Raw genomic sequence first — 26,374 nt, forward strand, 5'->3', positions numbered from 1 at the left:
CGGAGTTGACGAAGCTGAACCAGGGCGCGGGGCAGCACGGCGTGCCGCAGACGCTGGAGCGGGCGACACAGGTCGCCCGGGAGGCGGAGGCCATCAGGGCCGAGGCCGACGGGCTGCCGGAGCGGGCCGCCGAGATCGACCACCGGCTCGTCTCGCTGCGGACCCGCGCACAGGCGCTGACCACTCGCGCGGGGCAGGTCGACCCGGTGCTGAGCGAGCTGCGGCGGCGGTTCTCGGCCGCCTGCTGGCAGGACCTCCAGCACGTGCCCGACCAGGCCGGCGAGAACGTACGGCAGGCCGAGCTGAAGCTGAAGGAGGCGCAGGCCGCGCGGGACGCGCAGCGCTGGCCGGACGCCACGTCACTGCTGTCGACGGTACGGGCGCTGCTGAACACCACCGACGAGGCCGTGTCGGCCGCCGGTGACCGGCTGCGGCGGCTGAACGCCGTACAGAAGGACCCCCAGCAGGAGATCGACCGCACCCGCTTCGCGATCCGGGACGCCCAGCGCCTGGCCATGTCGGGACGGACCACGCCCGAGCCGCGGCACGCCCGTCCGCTCGACGACGCCGTCGGCCGCCTCGACCGCGCGGTCGCCACGCTGGAGGGCCGCCACCCGGACTACTGGCACTTCCTGACGGAGACGGAGGCCGTACGGCAGTCCGTGGCGCGGGTGGTCGGCCAGATCCGCGAGGAGCGCGGGACCGCCGCCGGGCACTGAGCCCGGCGGCGGGTGCCGACCTGCGAGGCTCAGGTGCGGTAGGCGTAGTAGTACGCGTTCGGGTACGACGCGATGAGGCTCGACAGCGACCTGCGGTAGGTGTTGTTCGAGTGGTAGGTGACGTACGGGATGCCGTTGGCCTTGTACGTCACGATCATCGTGTGGTCCTTCGCGCCGTCCCGGTCGAAGTCCACCTGGATGACGTCACCGACCTCCGCCTGGTAGACGTTGGCGAGCGGGGTGGTCCGCTTGGAGTTCTGGGCGAACCAGGACCATTCGTTGACGCCGACGAAGGAGTCCGACTGGATGTCGGCGGTGCCGAACCACTTCGTGTAGTCGTACGTGTAGCCCGGGACGTGCTTCCAGCCGCCGGCCTTCAGGGACTGGCTGACGAAGTTGGTGCAGTCGCCGCCGTCCGCGTGGCCGTTGTAGTCCGGGTAGGCGGTGTTGTACACGTTCCAGTACTTCTCGGCGTAGGTCGCCATCGCCTTGTAGTCGTACGCCGTGCTCGTCTTCGGCACTGCCACCGGGTTGCGGGTGGTGGCCGCGCGCGGTGCGTCCGGCGTGGTGTTGCCGTCGTCGGGGGCCGGGGCGGGCGCCTTGACCGCGGGCTTGGACAGCGTGTTGACGGCGAGGCCACCGGTGTCGGTGTCCTGGATGTTCGACAGCTGCCAGGTGCCCTGCTGGTCGGCCTTGAAGGTCAACTCGTGGTGGGCCTGGAAGCCGGTGGTCTTCGGTGCGCCGCCGGTGGCCTTCGCGTACGTCAGCGTGGTCGTCTCGGTGACGTCGGCCTTGGCGGTACGGCCGGTGACCCGGGTCGCGTCGAGCGTGACCTTGGTGTTGCCGGCGCTGTACGTCTCGCCGAGCTTCGCGATGCTGCTCTGGCGGCCCCTCAGCTCGCTCAGCGCGGACTTCTCGTCACGCGCCCGGGTGCTGGAGAGACGGACGTCGCCGGCGAAGCGCGAGGTGCTCTGCTTCGTGGTCGCCCCGTGGACGAGGGCCTGGGTGCGGTCGGTGAAGACCGCGTCGGCCAGCTTCTGGAAGGTCGCCTTGGTCGAGGCGTCCACGGTCGGGTCGTTCACTACGGCCGCGCCCGCACTCCAGTTGGGCACGAGGGCGACGCCGGCGACGACCGAGGCGGCCGCCGCCGTGACTATGGCCGTGCGGCTCCGGCTACGGCTCAGTTTTCTGGATTTCAATGGTGTTCCCCTCTACGCCGGTACGCCTACCGGGCGAGGGCATCTTCGCACGCCATGTGTGGCTCCTGTGAAGGGGGTTGCGGTTGGTGAGTTCACCAGTCGCAACAGGTCACTTGACCACCGTGGACCAGTCCGGCGACTGCGCCGGGTCCAGACTGCGCAACTGCTGCAAAGTCTGCGGCGACTGCACATCCATCCAGTCCGAAAGCTCCTTGAAGGACACGCACTTGACGCCCTTCTTGGTGCAGATCTTCGGGATGATCGTGTCGATCGCCTTCATGTAGATGCTGCCGTTCCAGTTCTCGAAGTGGTTGCCGATGAACAGGGGCGCCCGGCTGCCGTAGTAGACCCGGTTGAAGCCGGCCATGTACGAGTCGATGGTCTTCTGTTCCCAGTCGGCGTACTTCGAGGGGTCGCCCTGGGTGGCGCCGTTGGACTGGTTGTAGAGGAAGTTGAAGTCCATCGACAGGGCCTGGATGTTGTCCCCGTAGGGGAGCAGTTCGAGCGGGAAGTCCCAGAGGCCGTCCTTCTTGGTGGGCCATATCTGGAAGTCGCCCGGGGAACTGGCGTCGTAGCGCCAGCCGTAACCCTTCAGCGCCTTCAGGAGGTTGGGCTGGCCCTCAAGGCAGGGGGCACGGCCGCCGACGACCTCCTTCTTGAAGTCGAAGGGCAGGGCCGGGATGTCGGTGTAGCCGGTGTTGGTCTTCCAGTTCTCGACGAAGGAGAAGAACTGGTCGATCTCGCTCTTCCACTGCGCGACGCTCCAGTCACCGCCGCCCTTGGCCTCGCAGAAGTGGCCGTTGAAGTGGGTGCCGATGTCGTTGCCCTGCTCGTAGGCCAGGCGGAGTTGCTCCAGGGTGTCGCGGATGTGCTGGTCGGTGGGGAAGTCGATGGCGGCGGAGCCCACCGGGTGCATGGGCGGGTGGTACAGGTCCCTCTTGCTCTTGGGCAGCAGGTAGATGCCCGTGAGGAAGAAGGTCATGTGGGCGTTGTACTCCTTGGCCATCTCCCGGTAGTGCGAGAAGAGTTTGTCGTCCCCCTGCAGGGCCCCGTCCCAGGAGAAGACGACGAACTGGGGTGGTTTCTCACCGGGCTTGAGCGGTACGGCCTTCAACTGGTCCTTCTGCGGCCCCGTGTACGAGGTCGAGCCGTCCCCCAGCACCTTCGTCTTGCCGTCCCAGACGGGTTCCTTGGTCGACTTGGGCGAGGCGTTCTTCCCGGCCGACGCGGTGGGCGCCGTGTTGTCCCGGTTCAGCGCCAGATACCCGGTCACCAGCGAGGCGACGACAAGGAACACGGCCAGGGTGAGGAACCCCGGCTTGGGGGTACGCCGACGCGGCTCAGGGGCTCTGCGGCGGCGGCCGGACGGTGCCTTCGTCCGAGGCTTCATGGGCGGCTCATTCTGCGAGGAGGTGGCGGTTGCGCTGCGGTGGTCAGCCGAGCGAGGTCATGGCTCTCGACCAGATGCCGTAGGGGACGTCGGTGACTGGGGTGCCGGAGATTCCTTTCAGCGGCAGGGGTTCGAGGCTCTTGCTCAGGTCGATGCGGTAGACGACGACGGCGGTCGACACGGACTTGGCGGTGCCGACGTACCAGGCGGCGGTGTCGTCCTGGGTGGTGCCGGTCTTGCCCGCCACCTCGGCCCCGGCGGTCTTGGCGGCGAGGGGATGCGCGAGGCCGAAGGAGTCCGTGAGCGCCTCCGTCACCTCACGCGCGGTGGTCTTGCTCATCGCCCGGTTCGGCTCCGGCCGCTCCAGCACGACCGCGGCACCGTTGCGGGTGATACGGCGGACCGAGTACGGCTCGGTGTGGACGCCCCCGGCGTCGAACGTGCCGTACGCGCTCGCCATCCGCAGTGCGCTGGGCGTGGCGTTGCCCAGGGACAGCGCGGGTACCTGCGCCCCGAAACTGGAGGAGAGCAGTCCGGCAGCCTCGGCCGTCTTTCTCACGTTCAGCAGGCCGGTGTCCATGCCGAGCTGCATGAACGGTGTGTTCACGGACTGGGCGAGGGCCTGGCGCAGACTGATCTGCCCGTAGGACTTCTTGCCCTCGTTGTGCGCGGAGACCTTCTTGCCGCTGCGGTCCCAGTACGGCCCCTCCGGTGTGGTCACCGGCACGCCGTCGTTCCCGTTGTACAGCGTGTCCGGGGTGACCGGGGTCGCCGGTTCGCCGCGCGTCTTGACGACCCCGTGTTCCAGGCCGGCGGCGTAGACGAACGGCTCGAAGGCCGAACCCGCAGGGACGGTCGTGGAGTTGGAGTCGTTGTAGCCCTGCGTACGGTGGTCAGGACCGCCGTAGACGGCCAGGACCCGGCCGTCGGAGGCCACCGAGGAGGCGCCGTAGTGCGCGGTCTTCGCCTTGGCTGGGTCCTGCTCGACCGCGTCCTTGCGGGCCTTGTTCACGGCGTCCGTCAGCTCGGTCTCACGGTCGCGGTCGAAGGTCGTGTAGATCTGGTAGCCGCCGAGGTCGAAGTCCTTGTCCGAGATGTGCGCGGTCTTCTTCGCGTACTGCGTGGCCAGTTCGACCAGGTAGTCGCTCTGCTTTCCGGTGTCGTAGGTCTTCGACTGCTTGAGCGGCTCGGGGAAAGTCTTGTACTTGGCACGCTCGGCCGGCGACAGCTTGCCGATCTTCACCATGCGGTCCAGGATCCAGGACCAACGGGCCACCGCCCGGGCGTGGTTGGCCTTGCTGAGCGTCGGGTCGTAGAGGCCCGCGCCCTTCAACAGCGAGGCGAGGAAGGCGCCTTGGCTCGCGTTGAGCTGGCTGACGTCCTTGCCGTAGTAGGCCTGGGAGGCACGCTGCAGGCCGTAGGTACCGCGGCCGAACCAGCTGGTGTTGAGATAGCCCTCAAGGATCTTGTCCTTGCTCATCTTGTTGTCGAGCTTGAGGGAGATCATCGCCTCGGTGAACTTGCGGCTCACCGTCTGGTTCTGGGTCAGATAGACGTTCTTGACGTACTGCTGGGTGATCGTCGAGCCGCCCTCGGTGTCACCCTCGCCGACCGTGCGGTAGAGGGCGCGGGCGATGCCCTTCATGGAGATGCCGGGGTCGCTGTAGAAACTCTCGTTCTCGGCGGCGAGCACCGCCCAGCGGACGTCGGTCGGGATGTCTTTCAGCGGCATCGCCTGCCGCTGCACCCAGCCGGTACGGGCCATGGGCGTGCCGTCGGACCAGAAGTACACGTTGTCCTGCTGGGTGGCGTACGTGTTGAGGTCCGAGGGGATGTCGGTGGTCGCGTAGGCGACGACCAGGAACAGACCGCTGAGCCCGATGGAGGCGGCCACACCCCCCAGCCACTGCCGCCAGGAGGGTATCCAGCGGCGCCAGTCGGTACGGCCCGGGCGCGGGTACTGCGGGCGCATCTTGCGGACGTACGGCGTGAGGAAGATCACGACCGGGGCGAGGCGGGCGATGAGGGGAGCGAAGCGGGGGCCCAGGGCGGCGGCGAGGCGGGAGAGACGGGTGCGGAGGGACGGGCGGGGGGTCTTGTGTCCCCGGCGCCGGGCCGGCTTCGCCTCCCCCTCGGGTATCTCGGGTGCCTCCGGTGTCCCCAGGTCGGACAACCGCAACTGCATGGTCTCGTCCGCCCTGAACCCGGCGGGGAGCTTCAGCTGCATGGTCTCGTCCGGCCGCTGAGGTTGCTCCCCCTCCCCCTCATGGGTCACGACGTCTCCCTCCGCACTCCGTATTGCTCGCACAGGCAGACGCACAGACGTACGAGGGTCTTACAAGGTTGCCGTGGACGCGGCTGCAAATCCCGGTTCCCCCCGGCCTCACAGGTCACGCGGCGAACTCAAATTACCAGTGGTCTTCGCAAGTTCTCCATATAAGAAAACGACAGAACAGGACACAGCCGAAACCTTCATGAAAAAAGAAGGTGCCGTACTCATGTCAGAGCGGCGTTAGCCTGAGGCCATGCCTCGCTATGAGTACCGCTGCCGCACCTGCGGATCGACGTTCGAACTGAGCCGGCCGATGGCGGAGTCCTCCGCGCCGGCGGACTGCCCCTCCGGGCATGACGACACGGTGAAGCTGCTGTCGACGGTGGCGGTGGGCGGGACGAAGTCCGCCCCCTCGCCTGCAGCGGGCGGAGGGGGCGGTGGTTGTTGTGGTGGGGGCTGCTGTGGCTAGGTGAGCCCGGTGCGTTGTTGGGTGCGGGTGCGTGGGGGCTGGTCGCGCAGTTCCCCGCGCCCCTAGGGCCTGTGTCGAAAGTGGATCTTGGGCGTGAGATGATCTTGATTCGTGGCGCGTGGAGATCTGACGGACGGGCAATGGGCCGTGCTGGAGCTGCTGTTGCCGACGGGCAAGAAGCCCGGCCGGCCACCGATATGGACCCGGCGGCAGCTGATCGACGGCATACGGTTCCGGGTTCGTACCGGCATCCCGTGGCGGGACATGCCCGCCGAGTACGGGCCGTGGGGCCGGGCGTACGACCTGTTCCGCCGCTGGCAGCGCAACGGCACCTGGCAGCGCATCTTCACCGAACTCCAGGCCCGGGCCGATGCCAAGGACCTGATCACCTGGGACCTCAACGTCGACTCCACCGTCTGCCGGGCCCACCAGCACGCCGCCGGAGCGAGGAAAAGGGGGACCTGCAGAAGGAGCCGCCCGGCGGTGTCGCAGTCGAGCCCGACGACCACGGCCTCGGACGCTCGCGCGGCGGCCTGACCAGCAAGCTGCACCTCGCCGTCGAGCAGGGGCAAAAGCCCATGTCCATCGTGATCACCGCCGGGCAGCGCGGGGACTCCCCGCAGTTCGAGGTTGTCCTGGGCCGCATCAGGGTGCCCCGGCTGGGGTCCGGCCGACCGCGCACCCGGCCGAGGCGGGTGCGCGCTGATAAGGCGTACGCCTCCCGGAAGAACCGCGCCTACCTGCGCAGACGTGGCATTCGCTGCACCATCCCGGACAAGGCCGACCAGGCCCGCAACCGAAGGAAAGGCGGCTCCCGCGGCGGCCGTCCGCCGAAGTTCGACCCGGAGGACTACAAGGCTCGGCACGCGGTCGAGTGCGGCATCAATCGCCTCAAAAGGCACCGTGCCGTGGCCACGAGGTACGACAAGCTCGCGGTCCGCTACGAGGCAACCGCCCTGGTAGCGGCCATCAACGAGTGGCTGTGACCAGCACATCTGACGCCATGCCCTCTCCGAGGCGGCCAGCAGCTGATAAACCGCTCGCCCAAGCCTGAGCGCTACGGCGTCTGACGGGGGATACCTGTCAACGCCGGTGATGTCAGGAAGACGTCAGGCAGAAGGGGTGGCCAGCCGGATCCAGGAGTACCCGCCAGCGTCCGTCGCCGGGCTGATGGTCCGGTTTGGCCGCGCCGAGTTCCAGGGCCAGCTCTTCCATCGCATCGAGGTCGTCAGCGCGGAAATCCAGGTGGAACTGTTGTGGCACGTCCTGACCCGGCCACTGCGGAGCCCGGTACCCGTCAACCCTCTGGAACCCCAGATCACAGCCGGAGCCGTCCGTCAGAGCGACGAACTCGTCCGTACTGAAGAGTTCGCGCATCCCGGTCAGTGCACCGTAGAAGCCCGCCAGCGTCTGCGGGTCGGCACAGTCCAGAGTCACCCCTCGCAGTACAGCGCCTGGCACCATTCGCTCCTTCGCGTCCGCGCGTCTGTCTCCGTGACCGCCGCTGCACGCGATCACCGGCCACAGCCACACCGTACTCGCCACATCCACCGCTGAAGTAGCGGTTTACCCCTGCCTCAGAGCAACGGGTGGCTGTGACCGGCGCTTTCGATACACGCCCTAGGGGGTTGTCGGGTGCGTCGCTCGCAAGAACTCCCGCAGGATGCGCTCGCCCGCCACGACCCCCCGCTCAGGTAGGGCCGTGACCTGTGGGGCCGTCCAAGCCTCGTCTGCCAGTTCGCCGTGGCCTGGGCGCCAGCCTCTGTCAGCCGCCAGCAGCAGGTCGGCGTCCAGGAGGGAGTCGCCTGCTGCGAGGGTGAGGTCGGCACCAGTTCTGTGGGCCACCTCTCGCATGGCCGCGCTCTTGGTGAGTGGCTTCGGTACGGCGTAGATCTTGCGGCCCTGCAGGGAGACCGTCCAGCCGCGGTTCTCCGCCCATACCGCGAGCTCCTTCACCCACTCCTCGGGGAGCAGCTCGCGCTCGACGACGAGGTAGGCGAAGAGGTCCTCAGCGACGCGGTGCTTGCGCACCCAGGCCGGGTCGGCGGAGTCGGCGAGGTACTGCCGCACCTCCTCCAGCGGAGCGCACTCGGCGGCCAGCTTCGCCTGCACCCCGGCGTGCCAGTCCTCGTCGGTCGCGCCGTCCACGAGCAGATGCCCGCCGTTGGCACAGATCGCGAACTTCGGCTCCAGGCCGGGCAGGCTGATGCGCTGGTACTGCTTGCGGGTGCGAGTGGTGGTCGGCACGAACACGGCCGCGTCACCGAGTTCGGTAAGCAGTTCGGCCGACGTCTCCGTCATGAAGGACAGCGGCTTGCTCTCGTGCACCTCCACGCAGAGCAGCCGGGGCGCCCGCGCGTCCGGCATGGTCAGGGCGAGGGCGGCCGAGGAGTAGATGAGCGTACGGTCGAGATCGCTTGCGACGAGTACCGGCATCAGACCGCCACCGCCTTGCCGTCGGCACCGGTCGCACCGCGCGTGTACTTGGGGTGGATCAACCCCACGCAGGTGTACGGCAGTTCGGCCACCTCCTCGACGGGTACGCCCCTCTGCTCGGCGAGCAGCCTGACGTGGTCGAGGTCGGCGCCCGCACCGGCCCGCGCGAGGATCTTCCAGGGCACCCGGCGCAGCAGCACCCGGGTGGTCTCCCCCACGCCGGGCTTGACGAGGTTCACGTCGTGGATGCCGTACTCCTCGCTGATCCGCTCAACTGCCGCCCAGCCCTCCCAGGTTGGGGTGCGGTCGGCGGCCAGCAGTTCCTTGGCGAGTGTCGCCACGGCGTCCGTGACCTCCGGGAAGCGTGCGGCCACGGCGTCCAGGAAGTCCACCGAGACGTCCACGCCGGCGAGTTCGCGGTAGAACTTCGCGCCGTGGAAGTCGTGCGGGCCGACCAGGTCCGAGCGCAGCACCGTACGTGAAATCAGCCCCGACACGGTCGAGTTGAGGCAGGCGGAGGGGATGAGGAAGTCCTCCCGGGTGCCGTACGTCTTCACGCAGGAGCCGGGGTCGGCCAGTACGGCGATCTCCGGGTCGAAGCCGGTGATGCCGTCGGACTCCTCGAACTCCCTGATGGCCTCGGTGAGTTCGCGGGTGATGGCGCCCTTGCCGGTCCAGCCGTCGACGAACACGACGTCGGCGGGGTCGTGATGGGCGGCGAGATAGCGCAGCGCGTTGGCGTCGATACCGCGACCGCGCACGATCGACACGGCGTAGTGCGGCAGGTCGAGACCGTGGCGGTACTGGGCCCAGCGGCGCATCAGGACGCCCACGGGGGTCCCGGCGCGGGCGAGCGAGACGAGCACGGGGTGCGGTGAGCGCTCGGCGAGGACCAGTTCGGTGACCGCCCCCACGGCCAGCGCGAGCCGACCGGCCGCCTCGTCCAGGGCGGTGTGGAACAGCTCCTGGTACTGCTCGCTCGGCTGGTACTCCACCGGCAGCGACTCCGCGTAGTGCGCCCCGCCGCTCTGGATGGCCTCCTCGCGCTCCTCGACCGGCGCCTCCAGCGTCACGTCCGAGAGGTCCTGGAGCAGCCAGCCGACCTCTTCCGGCGCGTACGAGGAGAAGGCGGGGCCGCGGAGGGGCTCGGGCAGCATGGGGGGCCTTTCGGGGACGTACGAGGGGACCACCGCGAGGACGACGTGCGGGGTGTGTGCGGCCAACTGGTCGAGCAGGCCGTGCAGTTCGGGGGTGTCCGCGCGGGAGTCGACGACCGCGACGACGGCGTCGAAACCGGCGCCGGCGATGTTGTAGGCGTAGCGGTCGCCCGGGCCGTCGGCGGGGGTGTCGTGGGCGGGGAAGGTGAGGCGGGTACGGATCGCGTAGCCGGGGTCGTCGACCGCGAGGACGGGGGAACGGGTGGTGGTGGAGTAGGTGACGTCGGCGTCGACGATCTGCTCCAGTTCGCGGGCGAGTCTCAGGGGGGCGTACATCAGCTCTTCGAAGCCGAGGATGTGTACGCGGTGCGAGTCCTCCGGGAGGGCGTCTGCGAGGCGGGCGGCCATTGCGGGGAGGGCGCGGTCCAGGCGTATTCGGTGCTGGGGGGTGAAGCCGTGTCTTCCGCCGTCGGGGAGGTTGTGGGGCCAGCGGAGTTCGACTCGGGTGATTCGGTTGTGGGTCGGCTGCGGGCCGGTGGGGGCTGGTCGCGCAGTTCCCCGCGCCCCTGGGGGGTGGGGGTTCGGGCCAGCTTCAAGGCTCGGGGCAGCTTCGACGCCCTTGTCTTTTAGGGGCGCGGGGAACTGCGCGGCCGGCCCAGACGGCGCCGCAGACGACCGACTACCCTCCCCGGCACCCCCCGACTCGTACCGCGCCACCAACTCCTGCCCTTTCTCCAGCACCCCCGCCGGCAGGCGAACCGTGCCCGATGCCGCCGCCACCAAGTCCACCCTCGCGCCTATCTCCGCCGCGAACTCGTCCAACCGGCCCGCGTCCGCCGCCGAGCGCATGTCGACCAGGGCGACCACCACATACCGCCCCCGCGGATAGCGCTCGTGCAGGTCGCGGATGGTGTTGAGGACCGTGTTGCCCGTCGAGAACTCGTCGTCGACCAGGACCAAGGGGCCGTCGCCGGCCAGCAGCTCGGGGTCCTCCGGCAGCAGGAGGTGGGACGTCGCGTGGGAGTGGGACTCCTCGAAGCCCCCTGCCGTGGCCACGCCGGGGACCGGGCGGCGGGTGGAGTGGAGGTAGGGGGCGACGGCGATGCCGTCCGCCACCGCGTGGCCCAGGCCCGTCGCCGTCTCCGCGTAACCGAGGACCACCGCCCGGGCGGATTCCTCCGCGCCCAGGAGTTCACGCACCCGGCGGCCCAGGGTGAAGCCGTAGCCGTAGACGATCGACGGGGACTGGGGGACGTGCTTGCCGAGCACGTTCGACACCAGGAGGTGGGCCCGCTTGGGGTTGCGGCGGAGGGCCAGGCCCAGGAGGTCGGTCAGTTCGGGGTCGCCGAGGAGTTCGACACCGAGTCGCTCCGCGACCCAACTGCCCGACCAGACCCCGTCGTTCACTGCCTTGTTCATGCGTCCCTTGCGATTCAGCCGGGGATTCCGGCGGCGAGCAGCTCCACGAAGCCGACGTCCTCGCGTGCGACGCCGAAGATCTCGGCGCGCAGCATCGTCCGCTCGGCCCAGGCGCGGTGCGGCTTCACCTCGTTCATCTTGTTCGTGTACGCCGAGCGCAGCACGCCCCCGCCGCCCCGCTCCGGCCGCAGGATGTCCTGTGCGTCGCAGAACTCCTCGTGGCTGACCACGGACAGCGCGTGCACGGGCAGCACGTGCGTGGGGTGGATGCAGGTCTTGCCCATCAGCCCGTTGGCCTGGTCGAGGGCGATCTCGCGCAGCAGCCCGTCCATGGCGTGCTCGATCAGCGCCTCGCGCAGCTCCTCCGCCTGGCCCTCCAGGAAGGGGCTGCGGCGCAGCTGCGGCTTGAACATGCGCTCCTGGACCCGGAAGTACTCCCACACCGGGCCGGTCACCGTGAAGCCGGTGCCGTCGGCGCGCCCCAGCATGTTCACCACGTCGGCGATCACGGAGGCGACGATCTGGACGTCGTAGGCCGTCATGTCGGAGGCCCTGCGGAGGCCGTAGGAGGAGCAGAAGTCCGTCACGCCCAGGCGCAGGGCGAGGACGCGGTCGCGGTACTTGTCGACCGCGCGGGAGATGCCCTCCAGGGTCTCCACCCGGGACTCGCGGTAGAGCAGCTCGGGCGACTCCAGGACCGGCATGCCGAACAGCCGGTGGCCGCTCGACGCCTCCGCGGCGGCCAGCGCCTCCAGGAAGGGCATGCCGCGTTCCTCGGTGAACTTCGGCATCACGAAGCCGGAGAGGAGTCTGACGGCCGGGCCCATACGGCGGACGAGATCGGGGATCTGCTCGGGCACCCGGACCCGGACGAACAGCAGCGGAAGCTCCGCGTCGGGGCGGGCGGCCAGCTCGGTGAACTGCTGGACCAGGTTCTCCTCGGCGGCCGGGACGTCCTCGTCGCCGATCGAGTCCTCCAGGCACAGCACCATCGACACGACGCCGCGCCCGGCCAGTTTGACGATGTCGTCGGCGAGCCGGGGCCGGGTGGCCGGACTGTAGAGCGTGGCGCCGAGGGCGGCGGCGAGCAGCCGGGCCGGGGAGTCCGCGTCGAACTCGCACGGCTCCTGGAAGAAGAGACGCTGCCGTACCTCAGGGGCAATGTGCCCGAAATGACGCATAAAGCTCCCCCGTGGTGACGATGTGACTCGTGATTGTTTTCGATAGGTGGCCGGTAATAGTACGTACAAATCCATGTCAGGGGTTCCCGCCGGGCATGAACTTCAGGTAACTCGGCCATGTCGGTGTCCGAACCCCCACGTTGTCGTGACCAGGACCGAGAGGGCAGGATGACCGCATGACGCACGCGATGGTGAAGGGGTCGAACGTCCCGCTGGAGGCCACCACGGTACGTGCCGTGCTGCGCTGGACGCCCGGGCCGGGGGTCCCGGACGTCGATGTCTCGGCGCTGCTCGTCGGCCCCGCCGGTCGGGTGCGCTCCGACGAGGACTTCGTCTTCTACAACCAGCCCCGGCACCCCTCCGGGAAGGTCTGGCGGCTCGGCAAGAAGCGTGTCGCCGAGGGCCCCACCGACACGATCCAGACAGATCTGGCCGGTGTCGAGCCCGAAGTCAGCCGGATTCTGGTGGTCGCATCGGCGGAGGACGAAACCTTCGACCGCGTAAAGGGCCTGCGCATCACGCTGTACGACGCGGCCGTCGCCGAGGGTGAACCGCTGCTGTATTTCGACATCAAGCCGGAGACCGGCGAGGAGACCGTGCTGATCTGCGGCGAGCTGTACCGCCGCGGCGAGGGCTGGAAGTTCCGGGCGCTCGGCGAGGGCTACCCGAACGGTCTGCGGGGGCTGGCCATGGACTTCGGTATCACGGTCGACGAGTCGGAGGCCGCGGCCGTCCCCGAGGCCTCGCAGCCGTTGCCTCCGGCGGTTCCTGTGCAGTCCGGGTACGGATATCCGCAGACGCAGGAGCCGGTGACTCAGCCCGCGTACGGGTACCCGCAGGCGGCTCCTGCGGCTGCTGCCGGGACGTATGGGTATCCGCAGCCGGTGCCTGCGGGGAGTGCGGTGGATCCGGATTTTCGGTTGCCGCCGCAGGGGCCGCAGTTCATTTGAGGGTGAGCGGTTTTCGGGTACCGGTCGGTGGGGGCTGGGCGCGCCCCGCGGCGGAGCCGCATATCGACACTGCCCCGCGCCCCTTTGGGGCGCTGCCCCTGAAGGGCGCTTATCGCTCGACCTTCGTCTTGTAGCCCCGCCCCCACTGCAGTCCCCACCCGTACAACCGGTCCAGCTCCGCCTGGAAGCCGTAGACGAACTTCACCTCTCGGCGGACCACCAGCTCACCCTTGACGTTCTCGATCATCACGACCGCGCAGGAGCGGGCCTGGGGGTGGCGTTCGTCGAGGCCTATCTCGATGCGGGGGCCGTTGCTGGGGTAGAGGGTGACGATCGCGTGGGTGCGGTCGAAGGCCGGGGTCTGGTCGTAGATGTAGACGAAGACCAGGAGGCGCTTGATCTGGTCGCGGTGATCGAGGTTGACGTACATCGTCTCGCCGGACGCGGAGCCGAAGCGGTCGTCGCCGCTGAGTTTCACGTACGGGGGTGAGTTGACGTCGCCGAGGAGGCCGCCGAGGGGCTGGACGACGCCCTTGGTGCCGTCCATGAGTTCGTAGAGGCAGCCGAGGTCGAGGTCGACGTTGACCATGCTCTGGCTGTGGCCCATGACCTCGGGCGGCTTCAGCGCCTTGAAGGGGTGGCGCAGCAGGCTGTCCCGCTGGGGGCCGCCGATGTCGGAGGTCCGCATCCGCCAGGTGAGGTTGACGCGCAGGTTGCCGGTGGCCGCGCCCTGCTTGGTGAGCGAGACCTGGTGATGCCGTTTGGTCAGTTCGATCGCGTTGCTGGCCGCGCTGCCCGAGTCGAAGTCGACCTCACGCCGCCAGATTCCGTCGAAGAAGCCCATTCCCGCCCCCACGTCCACATCCACGTACCGCGTCCCGCATGACAAAGCCGTCGGGGCGGCGGACCGAGGGCATGTCCTCTGTCTGCCGCCCCGAACAGAGCGTTCCCTTACCAGGGAGCTTGTCACACCCCGGACGAGACCTCAGTCTTCTCGTCCGAGCCGGCTTTTCCCTCGGCTTCCGCCAGGGCGTTGTTGCGGCGGACCGAGGACCAGAAGGACCAGCCGATCAGTACGACGCCGACGAGGCCGGTAATGACCTCGTTGATCTGGTACTGGATGGTGACCATGAGGATCACGGCCAGGGCGCCGATCGCGTAGTGGGCGCCGTGCTCCAGGTAGACGTAGTCGTCCAGGGTGCCCTGGCGGACCAGGTAGACCGTCAGGGATCGGACGTACATCGCGCCGATGCCGAGGCCCAGCGCCATCAGGACGATGTCGTTGGTGATGGCGAAGGCGCCGATCACTCCGTCGAAGGAGAAGGACGCGTCCAGGACTTCGAGGTAGAGGAACATGAAGAAGGCTGCCTGGCCGGCGAGGACGACCGCCGAGCGCTGCTTGCCGGTGCGCGCGGCCTCTTCCTCCTCCTCGTGCTCCCGCTCCTCCTCTTCTTCGAGCTTGTCCTCGAAGTAGCCGGAGAGTCCGCCGACGATCATGTACGTGATCAGGCCCGCGATGCCGGAGATCAGGACCGTCTGTGCCTTGTCCGCGTGGGCGCCGCCGTGCTGGTGGGCGTGGACCGCGAAGGTCATCGAGGTGACCAGCAGGACGATCAGCGCGATGCAGACCGACAGCATGTCGACCTTGCCGAGCTTGGCGAGCGGACGCTCGATCCAGCGCAGCCACTGGATGTCCCGGTCCTCGAAGATGAAGTCGAGGAAGATCATCAGCAGGAACATGCCACCGAAGGCCGCGATCGCCGGGTGGGCGTCGGTCACCAGCTGCTGGTACTGGTCCTTGTCGGTCAGGGCGAGGTTGACCGCGTCGATCGGATTCTTCTTTGCGGTGACCGCGACGATGACGACGGGGAACACCAGCCGCATGCCGAAGACGGCGATCAGGACGCCCACCGTGAGGAAGATCTTCTGCCAGAAGGCGGACATCTTCTTCAGGATCCCGGCGTTGACCACCGCGTTGTCGAAGGACAGCGAGATCTCCAGGACGGCCAGGATCGCCACGATTCCGAAGGCTTCCCACCCCCCGTAGAACGCCGCCGCGACCAGGCCGAGCGCGGTGACCGCGAACGACCAGCCGAAGGTTTTCAGAAGCACTGGCTACCCAATCCCTGTGTGTACGGGTCTCCCCCGCGCCGCACTCGGCTTTACTTAAAATTTGACGTCGAGCACTGAGTCTAGGGGAGACCGCGCCGATCGGGACATGTGGCCCGTCCCAGCCGCAAACCCGCAGCTCTCGGGGGCTCGTCAACGCGAACGCGGCTTCACTCCTTCGAAGATCACGAGGAACGGGGAGACGTACCCGGACGCTTCGACGGGCGTGGCACGGCCGGCCACGACCAGGACGACACCGGCGATCAGGGCGGCGCAGTACATGAAGGCGTTGATCAGCTGGGTGTACTGCTGTGGGGGCTGCTGCTGCTGCGATTCGCTGGGCATAATGAACGGACTCCCGTCCTTCCGAGGGCGGCGAGCTCCCAGAGAGCCACCTGCCTCGTTACCAGGCGCAGCAGGTGGCTCTCTCTCGTCGACGCCGGGCCACCCTGCGTGCGTGGCCCCTTACGAAACGTTGACCCCGAAGTCTAGGGCGATGCCCCGCAGCCCGGACGCGTACCCCTGTCCGACCGCCCTGAACTTCCACTCGCCCTGGTAGCGGTAGAGCTCGCCGAAGATCATGGCCGTCTCGGTGGAGGCGTCCTCGGAGAGGTCGTAGCGGGCGAGTTCCTGGCCGTCGGCCTGGTTGACCACACGGATGAAGGCGTTGCTGACCTGGCCGAAGGTCTGGCCGCGGTTGTCGGCGTCGTGGATCGAGACCGGGAAGACGATCTTGTCCACGTTGGCCGGCACCTTGGAGAGGTCGATCAGGATCGACTCGTCGTCGCCCTCGCCCTCACCGGTGAGGTTGTCGCCGGTGTGCTCCACCGAGCCGTCCGGGCTCTTGAGCTGGTTGTAGAAGATGAACCACTCGTCCCCGAGCACCCGGCCGCCGTTGCACAGCAGCGCGCTGGCGTCGAGGTCGAAGTCGGCTCCGGTGGTGGAACGCGCGTCCCAGCCGAGCCCGATCAGTACGTTCGTGAGGTTCGGTGCGGCCTTGGACAGGGAGACGTTGCCCCCCTTGGCGAGTGTGACGCCCATGTGCTGGTCCTCCCCGAGGTGATGCTTCTTTGGTTGTCCTGCACTCCCCCCAGCGGGGGACCCCCGGGCGCCGCACACGAACCGTGCGGCGCCCGGCGGTGAAGCCTTTGTACGTCAGACGTCCGTACCTCGGACTTCGTACGTCAGACGTTGACGCCGAAGTCCTGGGCGATGCCGCGCAGGCCCGAGGCGTAGCCCTGGCCGATGGCGCGGAACTTCCACTCCGCGCCGTTGCGGTAGAGCTCGCCGAAGACCATGGCCGTCTCGGTCGAGGCGTCCTCGGAGAGGTCGTAGCGGGCGATCTCGGCGCCGCCGGCCTGGTTGACCACGCGGATGAACGCGTTGCGGACCTGGCCGAAGGACTGCTGGCGGTTCTCGGCGTCGTAGATCGAGACCGGGAAGGTGATCTTGTCGACGTCGGCCGGGACCGCCGCGAGGTTCACCTTGATCGCCTCGTCGTCGCCCTCGCCCTCACCGGTGGTGTTGTCACCGGTGTGCTCGACGGAGCCGTCGGGGCTCTTGAGGTTGTTGAAGAAGACGAAGTTGGCGTCGCTCGCGACCTTGCCCGCGCTGTTCAGCAGCAGTGCGCTGGCGTCGAGGTCGAAGTCGGTACCGGTGGTGGTGCGGACGTCCCACCCCAGACCGACGATGACCGCGGTCAGGCCCGGGGCCTCCTTGGTCAGTGAAACGTTGCCGCCCTTGCTGAGGCTGACTCCCACGAGTCCTCCATTGGTGTCCAGGGGCGGGGATGCCCCGTAGTGCGTCGGTATCGGATCAACGTCTCGATCCTAGTGACGGGTTCCCGGCCCTCGCAGGCCCTGGAACCTAACAATCACAGGGTGTCGAGCGCCTTCACGTACTCACCCAGGTCGCGCGCGTCCGGCAGGCCGTTGATGACCGTCCAGCGCACGACGCCCTCCTTGTCGATGATGAAGGTTCCGCGCACGGCGCAACCCTTGTCCTCGTCGAAGACGCCGTACGCGCGCGAAGTGTTGCCGTGCGGCCAGAAGTCGGAGAGCAGCGGGTACTCCAGGCCCTCCTGCTCGGCGAAGACGCGCAGGGTGTGGATGGAGTCGTTGGAGACCGCGAGGAGTTGGGTGTCGCGGTCGGTGAACTGCGGCAGGTTGTCGCGCAGGGAGCAGAGTTCGCCGGTGCAGACGCCGGTGAAGGCGAAGGGGTAGAAGAGCAGCACCACGTTCTTGTCGCCGCGGAAGTCGGAGAGCTTCACGGTGGCGCCGTGGTTGTCCTTGAGCTCGAAATCGGGGGCCTTTTCGCCGACCTGGATCGCCATCTCGTCCTGCATCCCTTCGGTGGGGCTGTTCGGGTGAGACCACCCTGGGCCCACCACCCTACGCAGCGATCACCGCATGCGGACGGACGGGCTGGCGTGGCCAGCCCGTCCGGGGTTCGACGATCGAGGTACCTCCGTGGACTACCTCTTGGACTTGGCCGCCTTGGGCGTCACCAGCCGGCTGCCACTCCAGTCCTTGCCCACGCTGACGCTCTTGGCCGCGGAGAGTCCCGCGGTCGTGGCGGCTTCCGAGATGTCGCTCGGCTCGACGTAGCCGTCACGGCCGGTCTTCGGCGTCAGCAGCAGGATGGAGCCGCCCTCCTCGACGTACGAGATGGCGTCCACCAGCACGTCGGTCAGGTCGCCGTCCTCGTCGCGGAACCACAGCACCACGGCATCGGCGACGTCGTCGTAGTCCTCGTCCACCAGGTCGCTGCCGATGACTTCTTCAATGGCCTCGCGGAGTTCCTGGTCTACGTCGTCGTCGTAGCCGATCTCCTGGACCACCTGCTCGGGCTGGAACCCCAGCCTGACGGCAGGGTTCGTCCGCTCCTCCGCGTGGTCCGCGGTCGCGCTCACGGGTTGCCTCCTGATCATGTCTTGATGAATGTCCAGCATCGCGCGTGCGCGAAGCATTGGCCGTAGTCCACACGGACGGGCCGGATCGCGCAAGTACCCGGCGATTCGGAACGCCGAAACGGTGACGATCCTGGCCGTGTCGCCGCAACTCCAGGCACGCTATCGCGGCCGCTGGTGACGTACACCACAGCGTTCTGCCCGGTTTGCACGTTTGAGAACCCTCCGAGGGTACGCGACTCGAATGACTTTGCTAAACGAGTCACGGTTACCTCACGGTAGAGATGACGATTGCCGCCCCGCGGTAGACCATGGGGAACGGTGCAGCTCCCCCCTCTGACACGTTCTCCCCTCTGACACGTAAGGAACAGCGTGGCTTCCGGATCCGATCGCAATCCGATCATCATTGGCGGCCTTCCGAGTCAGGTTCCTGACTTCGATCCCGAAGAGACCCAGGAGTGGCTCGACTCGCTCGACGCCGCCGTGGACCAGCGCGGCCGTGAGCGGGCCCGCTATCTGATGCTCCGGCTGATCGAGCGGGCCCGCGAGAAGCGCGTGGCCGTGCCCGAGATGCGCAGCACGGACTACGTCAACACCATCGCCACCAAGGACGAGCCGTTCTTCCCCGGCAACGAGGAGATCGAGCGCAAGATCCTGAACGCCACCCGCTGGAACGCGGCCGTGATGGTGTCCAGGGCCCAGCGTCCCGGTATCGGGGTCGGCGGCCACATCGCCACCTTCGCGTCCTCCGCCTCGCTCTACGACGTGGGCTTCAACCACTTCTTCCGGGGCAAGGACCAGGGCGACGGCGGCGACCAGATCTTCTTCCAGGGGCACGCCTCGCCGGGCATCTACGCCCGCGCGTTCCTCCTGGACCGGCTCAGCGAGCAGCAGCTCGACGCGTTCCGGCAGGAGAAGTCGAAGGCGCCGTACGGGCTTTCCTCGTATCCGCACCCGCGGTCGATGCCGGACTTCTGGGAGTTCCCGACCGTGTCCATGGGCCTCGGCCCGCTCGGCGCGATCTTCCAGGCGCGGATGAACCGCTACATGGAGGCGCGCGGGATCGCGGACACCTCCAGGTCACACGTGTGGGCGTTCCTCGGTGACGGCGAGATGGACGAGCCGGAGTCGCTCGGCCAGCTGTCGATCGCCGCGCGCGAGGGCCTGGACAACCTGACCTTCGTCGTCAACTGCAACCTCCAGCGGCTCGACGGCCCGGTGCGCGGCAACGGCAAGATCATCCAGGAGCTGGAGTCGCAGTTCCGGGGCGCCGGCTGGAACGTCATCAAGCTGGTCTGGGACCGCACCTGGGACCCGCTGCTGGCCCAGGACCGGGACGGCGTGCTGGTCAACCAGCTCAACACCACGCCGGACGGCCAGTTCCAGACGTACGCCACGGAGACCGGCGCGTACATCCGCGAGCACTTCTTCGGGCACGACCACCGGCTGCGCGCGATGGTCGAGAACATGACCGACGACCAGATCCTGCACCTGGGGCGCGGCGGGCACGACCACCGGAAGGTGTTCGCGGCCTTCGAGGCGGCCAAGGAGCACAAGGGCCAGCCGACCGTCGTGCTCGCCCAGACCGTCAAGGGCTGGACGCTTGGCCCCAACTTCGAGGGCCGCAACGCCACGCACCAGATGAAGAAGCTGACGGTCGCCGACCTCAAGGGCTTCCGCGACCGGCTGCACCTGCCGATCACCGACCAGGAGCTGGAGTCCGGCGCGCCGCCGTACTACCACCCGGGCCGGAACTCGGAGGAGATCCAGTACATGCACGACCGGCGCAACGGGCTGGGCGGCTACGTCCCGACCCGCGTCGTCCGCTCGAAGCCGCTGGTGCTGCCCGAGGACAAGACGTACGCGAGTGTGAAGAAGGGGTCAGGGCAGCAGTCGATCGCCACCACCATGGCGTTCGTACGGCTGCTGAAGGACCTCATGCGGGACAAGGAGATCGGCAAGCGGTTCGTGCTGATCGCGCCGGACGAGTACCGCACGTTCGGCATGGACTCGTTCTTCCCGAGCGCGAAGATCTACAACCCGCTGGGCCAGCAGTACGAGTCGGTGGACCGCGATCTGCTGCTCGCGTACAAGGAGTCGCCGACCGGGCAGATGCTGCACGACGGCATCTCGGAGGCGGGCTGTACGGCCTCGCTGATCGCGGCGGGTTCGGCGTACGCGACACACGGCGAGCCGCTCATCCCGGTCTACGTCTTCTACTCGATGTTCGGTTTCCAGCGCACCGGTGACCAGTTCTGGCAGATGGCCGACCAGTTGGCGCGCGGTTTCGTACTGGGCGCGACCGCCGGGCGTACGACTCTGACCGGTGAGGGTCTGCAACACGCGGACGGACACTCGCAGTTGCTGGCGTCGACCAACCCGGGCTGTGTCGCCTACGACCCGGCGTACTCGTACGAGATCGCGTACATCGTGCAGGACGGGCTGCGGCGGATGTACGGCTCCGACGCGGAACACCCGCACGGGGAGGACGTCTTCTACTACCTCACCGTCTACAACGAGCCGCTCCAGCACCCGGCCGAGCCGGCGGACGTCGACGTGGAGGGCATCCTCAAGGGCGTCCACCGGATCAGCCAGGGTGCCTCGGGCACGGTTCCGGCGCAGATCATGGCGTCGGGTGTGGCTGTGCCGTGGGCGATCGAGGCGCAGCGGATTCTCGCCGAGGAGTGGAACGTGCGGGCCGATGTGTGGTCCGCGACCTCTTGGAACGAGTTGCGGCGCGAGGCGGTCGAGGTGGAGCGGCACAACTTGCTGCATCCCGAGGAGGAGCAGCAGGTTCCTTATGTCACGCGGAAGTTGAGCGGGGCGGAGGGGCCGTTCGTGGCTGTTTCGGACTGGATGCGGTCGGTTCCTGATCAGATCGCTCGGTGGGTGCCTGGGACTTATCAGTCGTTGGGGGCTGACGGGTTCGGGTTCGCGGACACTCGGGGGGCTGCTCGGCGGTTCTTCCACATTGACGCGCAGTCGATTGTGGTGGCTGTGCTGACGGAGTTGGCTCGGGAGGGGAAGGTTGATCGGTCTGTGTTGAAGCAGGCGATCGATCGGTATCAGTTGCTGGATGTTGCTTCGGCTGATCCTGGGGCTGCTGGAGGAGACGCGTAGTTTTTCGTCTGCCGGCCAGTGGGGGCTGGTCACGCCCGCGCGGCGGAGCCGCAAATTGACACAGCCCCGCGCCCCTTAAAGGCAAGCCCCTTCGGGGCGCCTTTAAGGGGCATCCCGCCGCCCTACGATGCGGGCATGAAGCAACAATCGGCGCAAGCCCGTTGGGAGCAGCGGACTCAGCGGCCGTTGCTGGCGCTCGCCGTTGCGTTCGCCGTCGCCTATGCCGTGCCGATCGTGGACACCACCGCCGGTCATTCGCTGACGGCGGTGTGCACGGGGGTCGAGTGGGTGGTGTGGGGGGCGTTCGCCGTCGACTATCTGATGCGGCTCGCGATGTCCCGGGACCGGCGGCGGTTCGTGCGGACGCACTGGATGGATCTGTGCGCGGTCGTGCTGCCGATACTCCAGCCGCTGCGGCTGCTGCGCATGGTGTCGACGCTGATACTCGTCGGGCGGCGGGCCCGGATGGCCTCGCAGATCCAGCTGACGACGTATGTCGCCGGCGCGGTGGTCGGGCTGTTGATGTTCGGGTCGCTCGCGGTGCTGTCAGTGGAGCGGGACTCGCCCAACGGGAACATCCGGACGTTGGGTGACGCCGTGTGGTGGTCGTTCACGACCATGACGACGGTGGGGTACGGGGACCACGCGCCGACCACCGGGCTCGGGCGGATGATCGCCGTCGGGCTGATGCTGTCCGGTATCGCGCTGCTCGGTGTCGTCACCGCGAACATCGCCACCTGGTTCATCGCCCGGTTCGAGAAGGACGACGTGGAGGAGCGGCGGCAGACCGAGGCCATCGAGGCGCTGACGGAGGAAGTGCGGGCCTTGCGGGCGGAGTTGGCGGCGCTGTCAGGGGTGCCGAGCCTGGTCAGCCCCGGTTCAGAAGAACGTCCATAGAACCGCCGCCACCGTGTCGATCGCGCCCAGGACCAGGGCCACCAGCGCCATCGCTCGGCGTCCGCCCGTCCACCTGCGGCCCATGGCCAGCCAGCCGCAGATCACCGCGATCGGGCCGAGGACGATCCCCAGGTTCCCCGCCAGGAAGAAGCCCGCGACCGCGCAGACGACTCCGACAATGGCGAGCGTCGCGCGGTCCGGCCTGGTGCGTGTTCCGTGTCCTGAGCCTGAGCCCGTCATCGCCAACTCCCTGGACTTCCATGCCGATTGGGTTACCAGACGAGTACCCCCGTACACACGAAAAAAGCCTGCTTGCGCGCTGCCCCCCTCCGGCAGCGCGCCGCAGACCACCCCGTCCTCCCTGCCCTGCGGAGGACTTGACTTACTGTGACCTGCGGCGCGTACCGGGCGCCAGGAATCTTTAGCCGAGTCACCCTGATAGGCGAACTCCCGCTGAACAAGGGTTAGATATGGGCCGCGCCCGCCTCCGCGTTCTCTCCGCGCTTGGTCAGCAGCGCGACGAACACCGCGACCACCGCTACGCCGGCGGCGACCAGGCAGGCCAGGCTCATGCCGGAGATGAACGTGTCGTGGGCGACCTGCGTGATCTTCGCGGCGATCGCCTCCGGGGTGCCCTTGGCGACCGGGGCGACACCGACCTGGACCGCTTCGGCGGTCGCGTCCAGCTGGGGCTGGGTGAGCTTGGGCAGGCCCGCGTCGGTCCAGTTGCCGGGCAGGTCGCTGTCGACGCGGGAGGCCATGACGGCGCCGAGGACGGCCGTACCGAGGCTGCCGCCGATCTGCATCGCGGCCTGCTGGAGACCGCCGGCGACACCGGAGAGCTCCATGGGCGCGTTGCCGACGATGACCTCGGTGGCGCCGACCATCACGGGGGCGAGGCCGAGGCCCAGCAGGGCGAACCAGATCGACATGACGGCGCTGCTGGTGTCCGACTCCAGGGTGGACATGCCGTACATGGCGATCGCGGTGGCCGCCATGCCGCCGGCCAGCGGGATGCGCGGGCCGAGCTTGGTGATCGCCGCGCCGGCCAGCGGGGAGCCGACGATCATCATCCCGGTGAGCGGGAGGAGGTGGAGACCGGCGTCGATCGGGCTCATCCCGTGCACGTTCTGCAGATAGAACGTCACGAAGAACAGGCCGCCCATGAAGGCGATCGCCATCAGGACCATCAGGACGACGCCCGCGGACAGCGGGACCGAGCGGAACAGGCCCAGCGGGATCAGGGGTTCCTTCACCCGCTGCTCCCAGAAGGCGAACAGGGCGAAGCCCAGCACGGACACGGCGAGGAACGTCCAGGTCGTGCCGGAGCCCCAGCCCCAGGTCGGCGCCTTGATGAGGGCCCAGACGAGGCAGAACATCGCGCCGGAGAGCAGCGCGATGCCGAGGATGTCGAAGGAGCGCGGCGCGTTCTCTGCCCGGTGGTCGCGGAGGATCAGCAGGCCGAGAACCAGCGCGATGGCGCCGACCGGCACGTTGATGAAGAACACCGACTGCCAGTTGACGTGCTCGACGAGGACACCGCCGAGGATCGGGCCGCCCGCGGTGGAGGCGCCGATGACCATGCCCCACAGGCCGATGGCCATGTTGAGCTTCTCGGCCGGGAAGGTGGCCCGCAGCAGGCCGAGCGCGGCCGGCATCAGCAGTGCGCCGAACAGCCCCTGGAGCACGCGGAACGTGACGACGAACGCGATGCTGTGCGAGAGCCCGATCGCGCCGGACGCGAGGGCGAAGCCGCTCACGCCGATCAGGAAGGTCTGGCGGTGGCCGAAGCGGTCACCGAGCTTGCCGGCGGTGATGAGGGAGACCGCGAGGGCGAGGAAGTAGCCGTTGGTGATCCACTGGACGTCGGCGAAGCTGGCGCCGAGGTCCTTCTGGATGGCCGGGTTGGCGATGGCGACGATGGTGCCGTCGAGGGCCACCATCATGACGCCGACGGCGACGGTTATGAGGGTGAACCACGGGTGGCCGCGCAGCCCCGTGGACGGCGTCGGGTCGGACGGGGCGGCCGGTGCCTTGTCCCCCGGCCCCGTCGCGCTGATGGTGGTCTGACTAGTCATGCGTTCGAGGCTAGTGTCAGCCGCTGACAGTTGACAAACAGGTTCAGATGTCGGCGACTGTCAACAATCGCGAGGAGAACGGCATGGAGACACTGCGCGAGCGCAAGAAGGCCCGCACGCGGGACGCGCTGCTGCACGCCGCCCTCGAACTGTTCACGACCAAGGGCTACGAACAGACCACGGTCGACGAGATCGCCGAGGCCGTCGACGTCTCGCAGCGCACCTTCTTCCGCTACTTCGCGAGCAAGGAGGAGGCCGCCTTCTTCGTGCCCCGGCTCACCGAGACGCACTTCGTCGAGGCCGTCCGCGCCCGCCCGCCGCACGAGGCCCCGCTGGAGGCGCTGCGCCGGGCCGTGCTGGAGAGCTGGGACACCATCAACGAGGCCATCCAGCAGGTCGTACCGCTGGACCTGCACATGCGCACCTACCGGGTCATCGAGTCCACGCCGGGACTGCTCGCGGCGCATCTGCGGCGCTCGATGGAACTGGAGGAGGAGCTGGCGCGGATCGTCGCCGAGCGCGAGGGGCTCGACGTGGACACCGACCCACGGCCGCGGCTGGTGGTGGCGGTGTTCGGCGGGGTGATGCGGGTGGTGGAGCGGTTGTGGATCGCGGGGGACGACCTCAGCATCGAGGCGATGCGGGAGCTGACGGCCGCCTACCTCGACGGGGTGGGACCGGCACTCGCCGGGAACTGGCGCACGAGCGAGTCGTACTGAGTTCCTCATCACGTACCGCTGAAACGTGATCCCCGCCACTCGGTTAACGCGAGACCCTCTCGTTCTCCTAGTGTGTCCTCCCAGTGACTTCCTTCGACTCCTCCCCCACGCTGAACGCCTGGCGCGCGATGGCCGCGCTGGCCGTGGTGTTCGTGATGCTGGCGACCACCGGCTGGACCGCGGTGCGCAGCCAACCCGGGAAAACGGCGCTTCAGGCCTCCCTCTCCGCTTGGGAGCACGGCCACATGAACGGGCGCGAGCTGCCCGACCCGGACGCCTCCCCGACCCGGCTGGCCCGCTTCTTCGCCTCGCTCACCGCACAGCAGCGCACACGTCTCGCGCACCGCTACCCCCTCGCGGTCGGCAACATGAACGGCGCTCCGGTCCAGCTGCGCTACCGCGCCAACCACATCGCCCTCGACCAGGCCCGCAAGGTCGAGAAGAAGCGCATGCACGACAGCCGCCTCACGCCCTACGGCAAGCAGGAGGCGGGCCGCCTCATGCACCGCTTCGAGGCGCTGATGAGCGGGGACCGCCACATCCTGGCCTTCGACCCCGAGGGTTCGGGCCGGATCGCCGAGGTCTTCGGCGACCTGGACACCGCGCAGCGTGTCTCGGTCATCGTGCCCGGCGTCGACACCGACCTGCTGACCTTCCAGAAGACGAACAAGAGCTACTCGGCACCGGTCGGCATGGCCGAGAACCTGTACGCGGCCGAGAACACGGCCAAGTCCGCGACGGACAAGGCCGGTACGCGGACGGCCGTCATCGCCTGGGCCGACTACACGGCGCCCGGTGGCCTGGGCATCGACTCGGCCACCGCGGGGCGCGCCGAGGCCGGCGCCGTACGGCTGAACGCGCTCCTGCGGGCGCTGCCCGGCAGCTCTCAGGTCGCCCTGTTCTGCCACAGCTACGGCTCGGTGGTGTGCGGGGTCGCCGCGCACGAACTGCCGGTCCGGGTGACCGACATCGCGGTGGCCGGCAGTCCCGGTATGCGTGCCTCGAACGCCTCCCACCTGCACACCCTTGCCCGGGTGTGGGCGATGCGGGACGCCGACGACTGGATCCAGGACGTGCCGTACATGGAGGTCGGCGGTCTCGGGCACGGCGAGGACCCGGTGTCCAGGGCGTTCGGCGCGCGGGTGCTGGCCGCGAAGGACGCCGAGGGTCACACCGGCTACTTCGCGGCGGGTACCGACAGCCTCGCCAATTTCGCCGACATCGGGGTTGGCGCGTACGACGCGGTGTCGTGCGCGCACGACACCGACACCTGTCGAGAGGGTTTGTCCGCCGCCGAGGCGGCCGGACGCGCGTAGAAACAGCAGGAAGTGCGGTCTGCGCGGGGATGGGA

The 26,374-nt window shown here is 68.3% G+C and carries 23 protein-coding genes and 1 pseudogene; 8 read left to right on the forward strand and 16 right to left on the reverse strand.

Translation table 11 applies throughout. The annotated features are described in order from the left end of the window. Window positions 1–719 (forward strand): annotated as a pseudogene (locus tag R6V09_RS04320) (hypothetical protein); the annotation flags it as partial. Between the two features lie 29 nt (window positions 720–748). Here the strand turns inward: R6V09_RS04320 and R6V09_RS04325 are convergent. The 3 genes from R6V09_RS04325 to R6V09_RS04335 form a co-directional block, all read right to left on the reverse strand. Further along, on the reverse strand, window positions 749–1,918 hold the full coding sequence (locus R6V09_RS04325) for an amidase domain-containing protein (protein WP_317879988.1): 1,170 nt from the start codon (window positions 1,916–1,918) through the stop codon (window positions 749–751). A gap of 109 nt (window positions 1,919–2,027) precedes the next feature. Next, entirely contained in the window at window positions 2,028–3,308 is a 1,281-nt protein-coding gene (locus R6V09_RS04330) for a hypothetical protein (protein WP_317879989.1), read from the reverse strand. A gap of 43 nt (window positions 3,309–3,351) precedes the next feature. Beyond that, on the reverse strand, window positions 3,352–5,535 hold the full coding sequence (locus tag R6V09_RS04335) for a transglycosylase domain-containing protein (RefSeq protein ID WP_317880017.1): 2,184 nt from the start codon (window positions 5,533–5,535) through the stop codon (window positions 3,352–3,354). Window positions 5,536–5,833: 298 nt separating this feature from the next. Here R6V09_RS04335 and R6V09_RS04340 point away from each other — a divergent pair, with 298 nt between their 5' ends. Together R6V09_RS04340 and R6V09_RS04345 are read left to right on the forward strand one after the other, a co-directional pair. Continuing rightward, a complete protein-coding gene (locus R6V09_RS04340; protein WP_317879990.1) occupies window positions 5,834–6,049 on the forward strand; it encodes an FmdB family zinc ribbon protein in 216 nt (71 codons plus the stop codon). A gap of 111 nt (window positions 6,050–6,160) precedes the next feature. After that, window positions 6,161–7,035 (forward strand): IS5 family transposase gene (locus tag R6V09_RS04345; protein WP_442809968.1). Its coding sequence is split into 2 segments (ribosomal slippage): window positions 6,161–6,518 and window positions 6,518–7,035, totalling 876 coding nucleotides; the frame shifts between segments, so codons are not numbered across the junction. A gap of 112 nt (window positions 7,036–7,147) precedes the next feature. Here R6V09_RS04345 and R6V09_RS04350 read toward each other — a convergent pair. The 4 genes from R6V09_RS04350 to R6V09_RS04365 all read right to left on the reverse strand — a co-directional run bounded on the left by R6V09_RS04350 (window position 7,148) and on the right by R6V09_RS04365 (window position 12,242). After that, window positions 7,148–7,513 carry a VOC family protein gene (locus tag R6V09_RS04350; protein ID WP_442809969.1) on the reverse strand — a complete coding sequence of 122 codons (366 nt, stop codon included), beginning with the start codon at window positions 7,511–7,513 and terminating at the stop codon, window positions 7,148–7,150. Window positions 7,514–7,669: 156 nt separating this feature from the next. Next, the gene (locus R6V09_RS04355; protein ID WP_317879992.1) at window positions 7,670–8,485 is read right to left on the reverse strand and encodes an HAD family hydrolase; all 816 of its coding nucleotides are present in this window, start codon (window positions 8,483–8,485) and stop codon (window positions 7,670–7,672) included. Beyond that, window positions 8,485–11,061 (reverse strand): phosphoribosyltransferase domain-containing protein, encoded by a 2,577-nt coding sequence (locus R6V09_RS04360; protein ID WP_317879993.1) that lies wholly within the window; start codon window positions 11,059–11,061, stop codon window positions 8,485–8,487. The genes R6V09_RS04355 and R6V09_RS04360 overlap by 1 nt, the downstream gene beginning before the upstream one ends. Window positions 11,062–11,075: 14 nt before the next feature. Next, complete coding sequence (locus R6V09_RS04365) at window positions 11,076–12,242, reverse strand: HpcH/HpaI aldolase/citrate lyase family protein (protein ID WP_317879994.1); 1,167 nt, start codon at window positions 12,240–12,242, stop codon at window positions 11,076–11,078. Window positions 12,243–12,418: 176 nt separating this feature from the next. Between R6V09_RS04365 and R6V09_RS04370 the strand changes: the two genes are divergently transcribed. Continuing rightward, a complete protein-coding gene (locus tag R6V09_RS04370; protein ID WP_317879995.1) occupies window positions 12,419–13,192 on the forward strand; it encodes a TerD family protein in 774 nt (257 codons plus the stop codon). 109 nt (window positions 13,193–13,301) lie between these two features. Here R6V09_RS04370 and R6V09_RS04375 read toward each other — a convergent pair whose 3' ends face one another. From R6V09_RS04375 to R6V09_RS04405, 7 genes are all read right to left on the reverse strand, one after another. Beyond that, window positions 13,302–14,036 carry a TerD family protein gene (locus R6V09_RS04375; RefSeq protein WP_317880019.1) on the reverse strand — a complete coding sequence of 245 codons (735 nt, stop codon included), beginning with the start codon at window positions 14,034–14,036 and terminating at the stop codon, window positions 13,302–13,304. A gap of 122 nt (window positions 14,037–14,158) precedes the next feature. Beyond that, a complete protein-coding gene (locus R6V09_RS04380; RefSeq protein ID WP_317879996.1) occupies window positions 14,159–15,304 on the reverse strand; it encodes a DUF475 domain-containing protein in 1,146 nt (381 codons plus the stop codon). Window positions 15,305–15,454: 150 nt separating this feature from the next. Next, window positions 15,455–15,646, reverse strand: coding sequence for a hypothetical protein (locus R6V09_RS04385; RefSeq protein ID WP_317879997.1), 192 nt, complete (start codon window positions 15,644–15,646; stop codon window positions 15,455–15,457). A gap of 120 nt (window positions 15,647–15,766) precedes the next feature. Next, window positions 15,767–16,342, reverse strand: a complete 576-nt coding sequence (locus R6V09_RS04390) for a TerD family protein (RefSeq protein WP_317879998.1) — start codon at window positions 16,340–16,342, stop codon at window positions 15,767–15,769. Window positions 16,343–16,485: 143 nt separating this feature from the next. Next, window positions 16,486–17,061 (reverse strand): TerD family protein, encoded by a 576-nt coding sequence (locus tag R6V09_RS04395; RefSeq protein WP_019060360.1) that lies wholly within the window; start codon window positions 17,059–17,061, stop codon window positions 16,486–16,488. A 113-nt stretch (window positions 17,062–17,174) separates the two neighbouring features. Further along, entirely contained in the window at window positions 17,175–17,633 is a 459-nt protein-coding gene (locus R6V09_RS04400; RefSeq protein WP_317880020.1) for a peroxiredoxin, read from the reverse strand. 141 nt (window positions 17,634–17,774) lie between these two features. Further along, window positions 17,775–18,212, reverse strand: a complete 438-nt coding sequence (locus R6V09_RS04405) for a DUF3052 domain-containing protein (RefSeq protein ID WP_019060358.1) — start codon at window positions 18,210–18,212, stop codon at window positions 17,775–17,777. 369 nt (window positions 18,213–18,581) lie between these two features. Between R6V09_RS04405 and aceE the strand changes: the two genes are divergently transcribed. Both aceE and R6V09_RS04415 read left to right on the forward strand, forming a co-directional pair. Next, the gene (gene aceE / locus R6V09_RS04410) at window positions 18,582–21,329 is read left to right on the forward strand and encodes a pyruvate dehydrogenase (acetyl-transferring), homodimeric type (RefSeq protein WP_317879999.1); all 2,748 of its coding nucleotides are present in this window, start codon (window positions 18,582–18,584) and stop codon (window positions 21,327–21,329) included. Between the two features lie 135 nt (window positions 21,330–21,464). Next, window positions 21,465–22,226, forward strand: a complete 762-nt coding sequence (locus R6V09_RS04415; RefSeq protein ID WP_317880000.1) for a potassium channel family protein — start codon at window positions 21,465–21,467, stop codon at window positions 22,224–22,226. Here the strand turns inward: R6V09_RS04415 and R6V09_RS04420 are convergent. Continuing rightward, a complete protein-coding gene (locus tag R6V09_RS04420; protein ID WP_317880001.1) occupies window positions 22,209–22,466 on the reverse strand; it encodes a hypothetical protein in 258 nt (85 codons plus the stop codon). The two genes, R6V09_RS04415 and R6V09_RS04420, sit on opposite strands and share 18 nt — an antisense overlap. A gap of 224 nt (window positions 22,467–22,690) precedes the next feature. Continuing rightward, on the reverse strand, window positions 22,691–24,304 hold the full coding sequence (locus tag R6V09_RS04425) for an MFS transporter (RefSeq protein ID WP_317880002.1): 1,614 nt from the start codon (window positions 24,302–24,304) through the stop codon (window positions 22,691–22,693). 83 nt (window positions 24,305–24,387) lie between these two features. On the opposite strand from R6V09_RS04425, the gene R6V09_RS04430 reads away from it, so the two are divergent. Both R6V09_RS04430 and R6V09_RS04435 read left to right on the forward strand, forming a co-directional pair. Continuing rightward, entirely contained in the window at window positions 24,388–25,023 is a 636-nt protein-coding gene (locus R6V09_RS04430; RefSeq protein ID WP_317880003.1) for a TetR family transcriptional regulator, read from the forward strand. Between the two features lie 83 nt (window positions 25,024–25,106). Next, window positions 25,107–26,339 (forward strand): alpha/beta hydrolase, encoded by a 1,233-nt coding sequence (locus R6V09_RS04435; protein WP_317880004.1) that lies wholly within the window; start codon window positions 25,107–25,109, stop codon window positions 26,337–26,339. The last annotated feature ends 35 nt before the right edge of the window (window positions 26,340–26,374 follow it).

Source organism: Streptomyces sp. W16 (assembly GCF_033194735.1).
Lineage (GTDB): Bacteria > Actinomycetota > Actinomycetes > Streptomycetales > Streptomycetaceae > Streptomyces.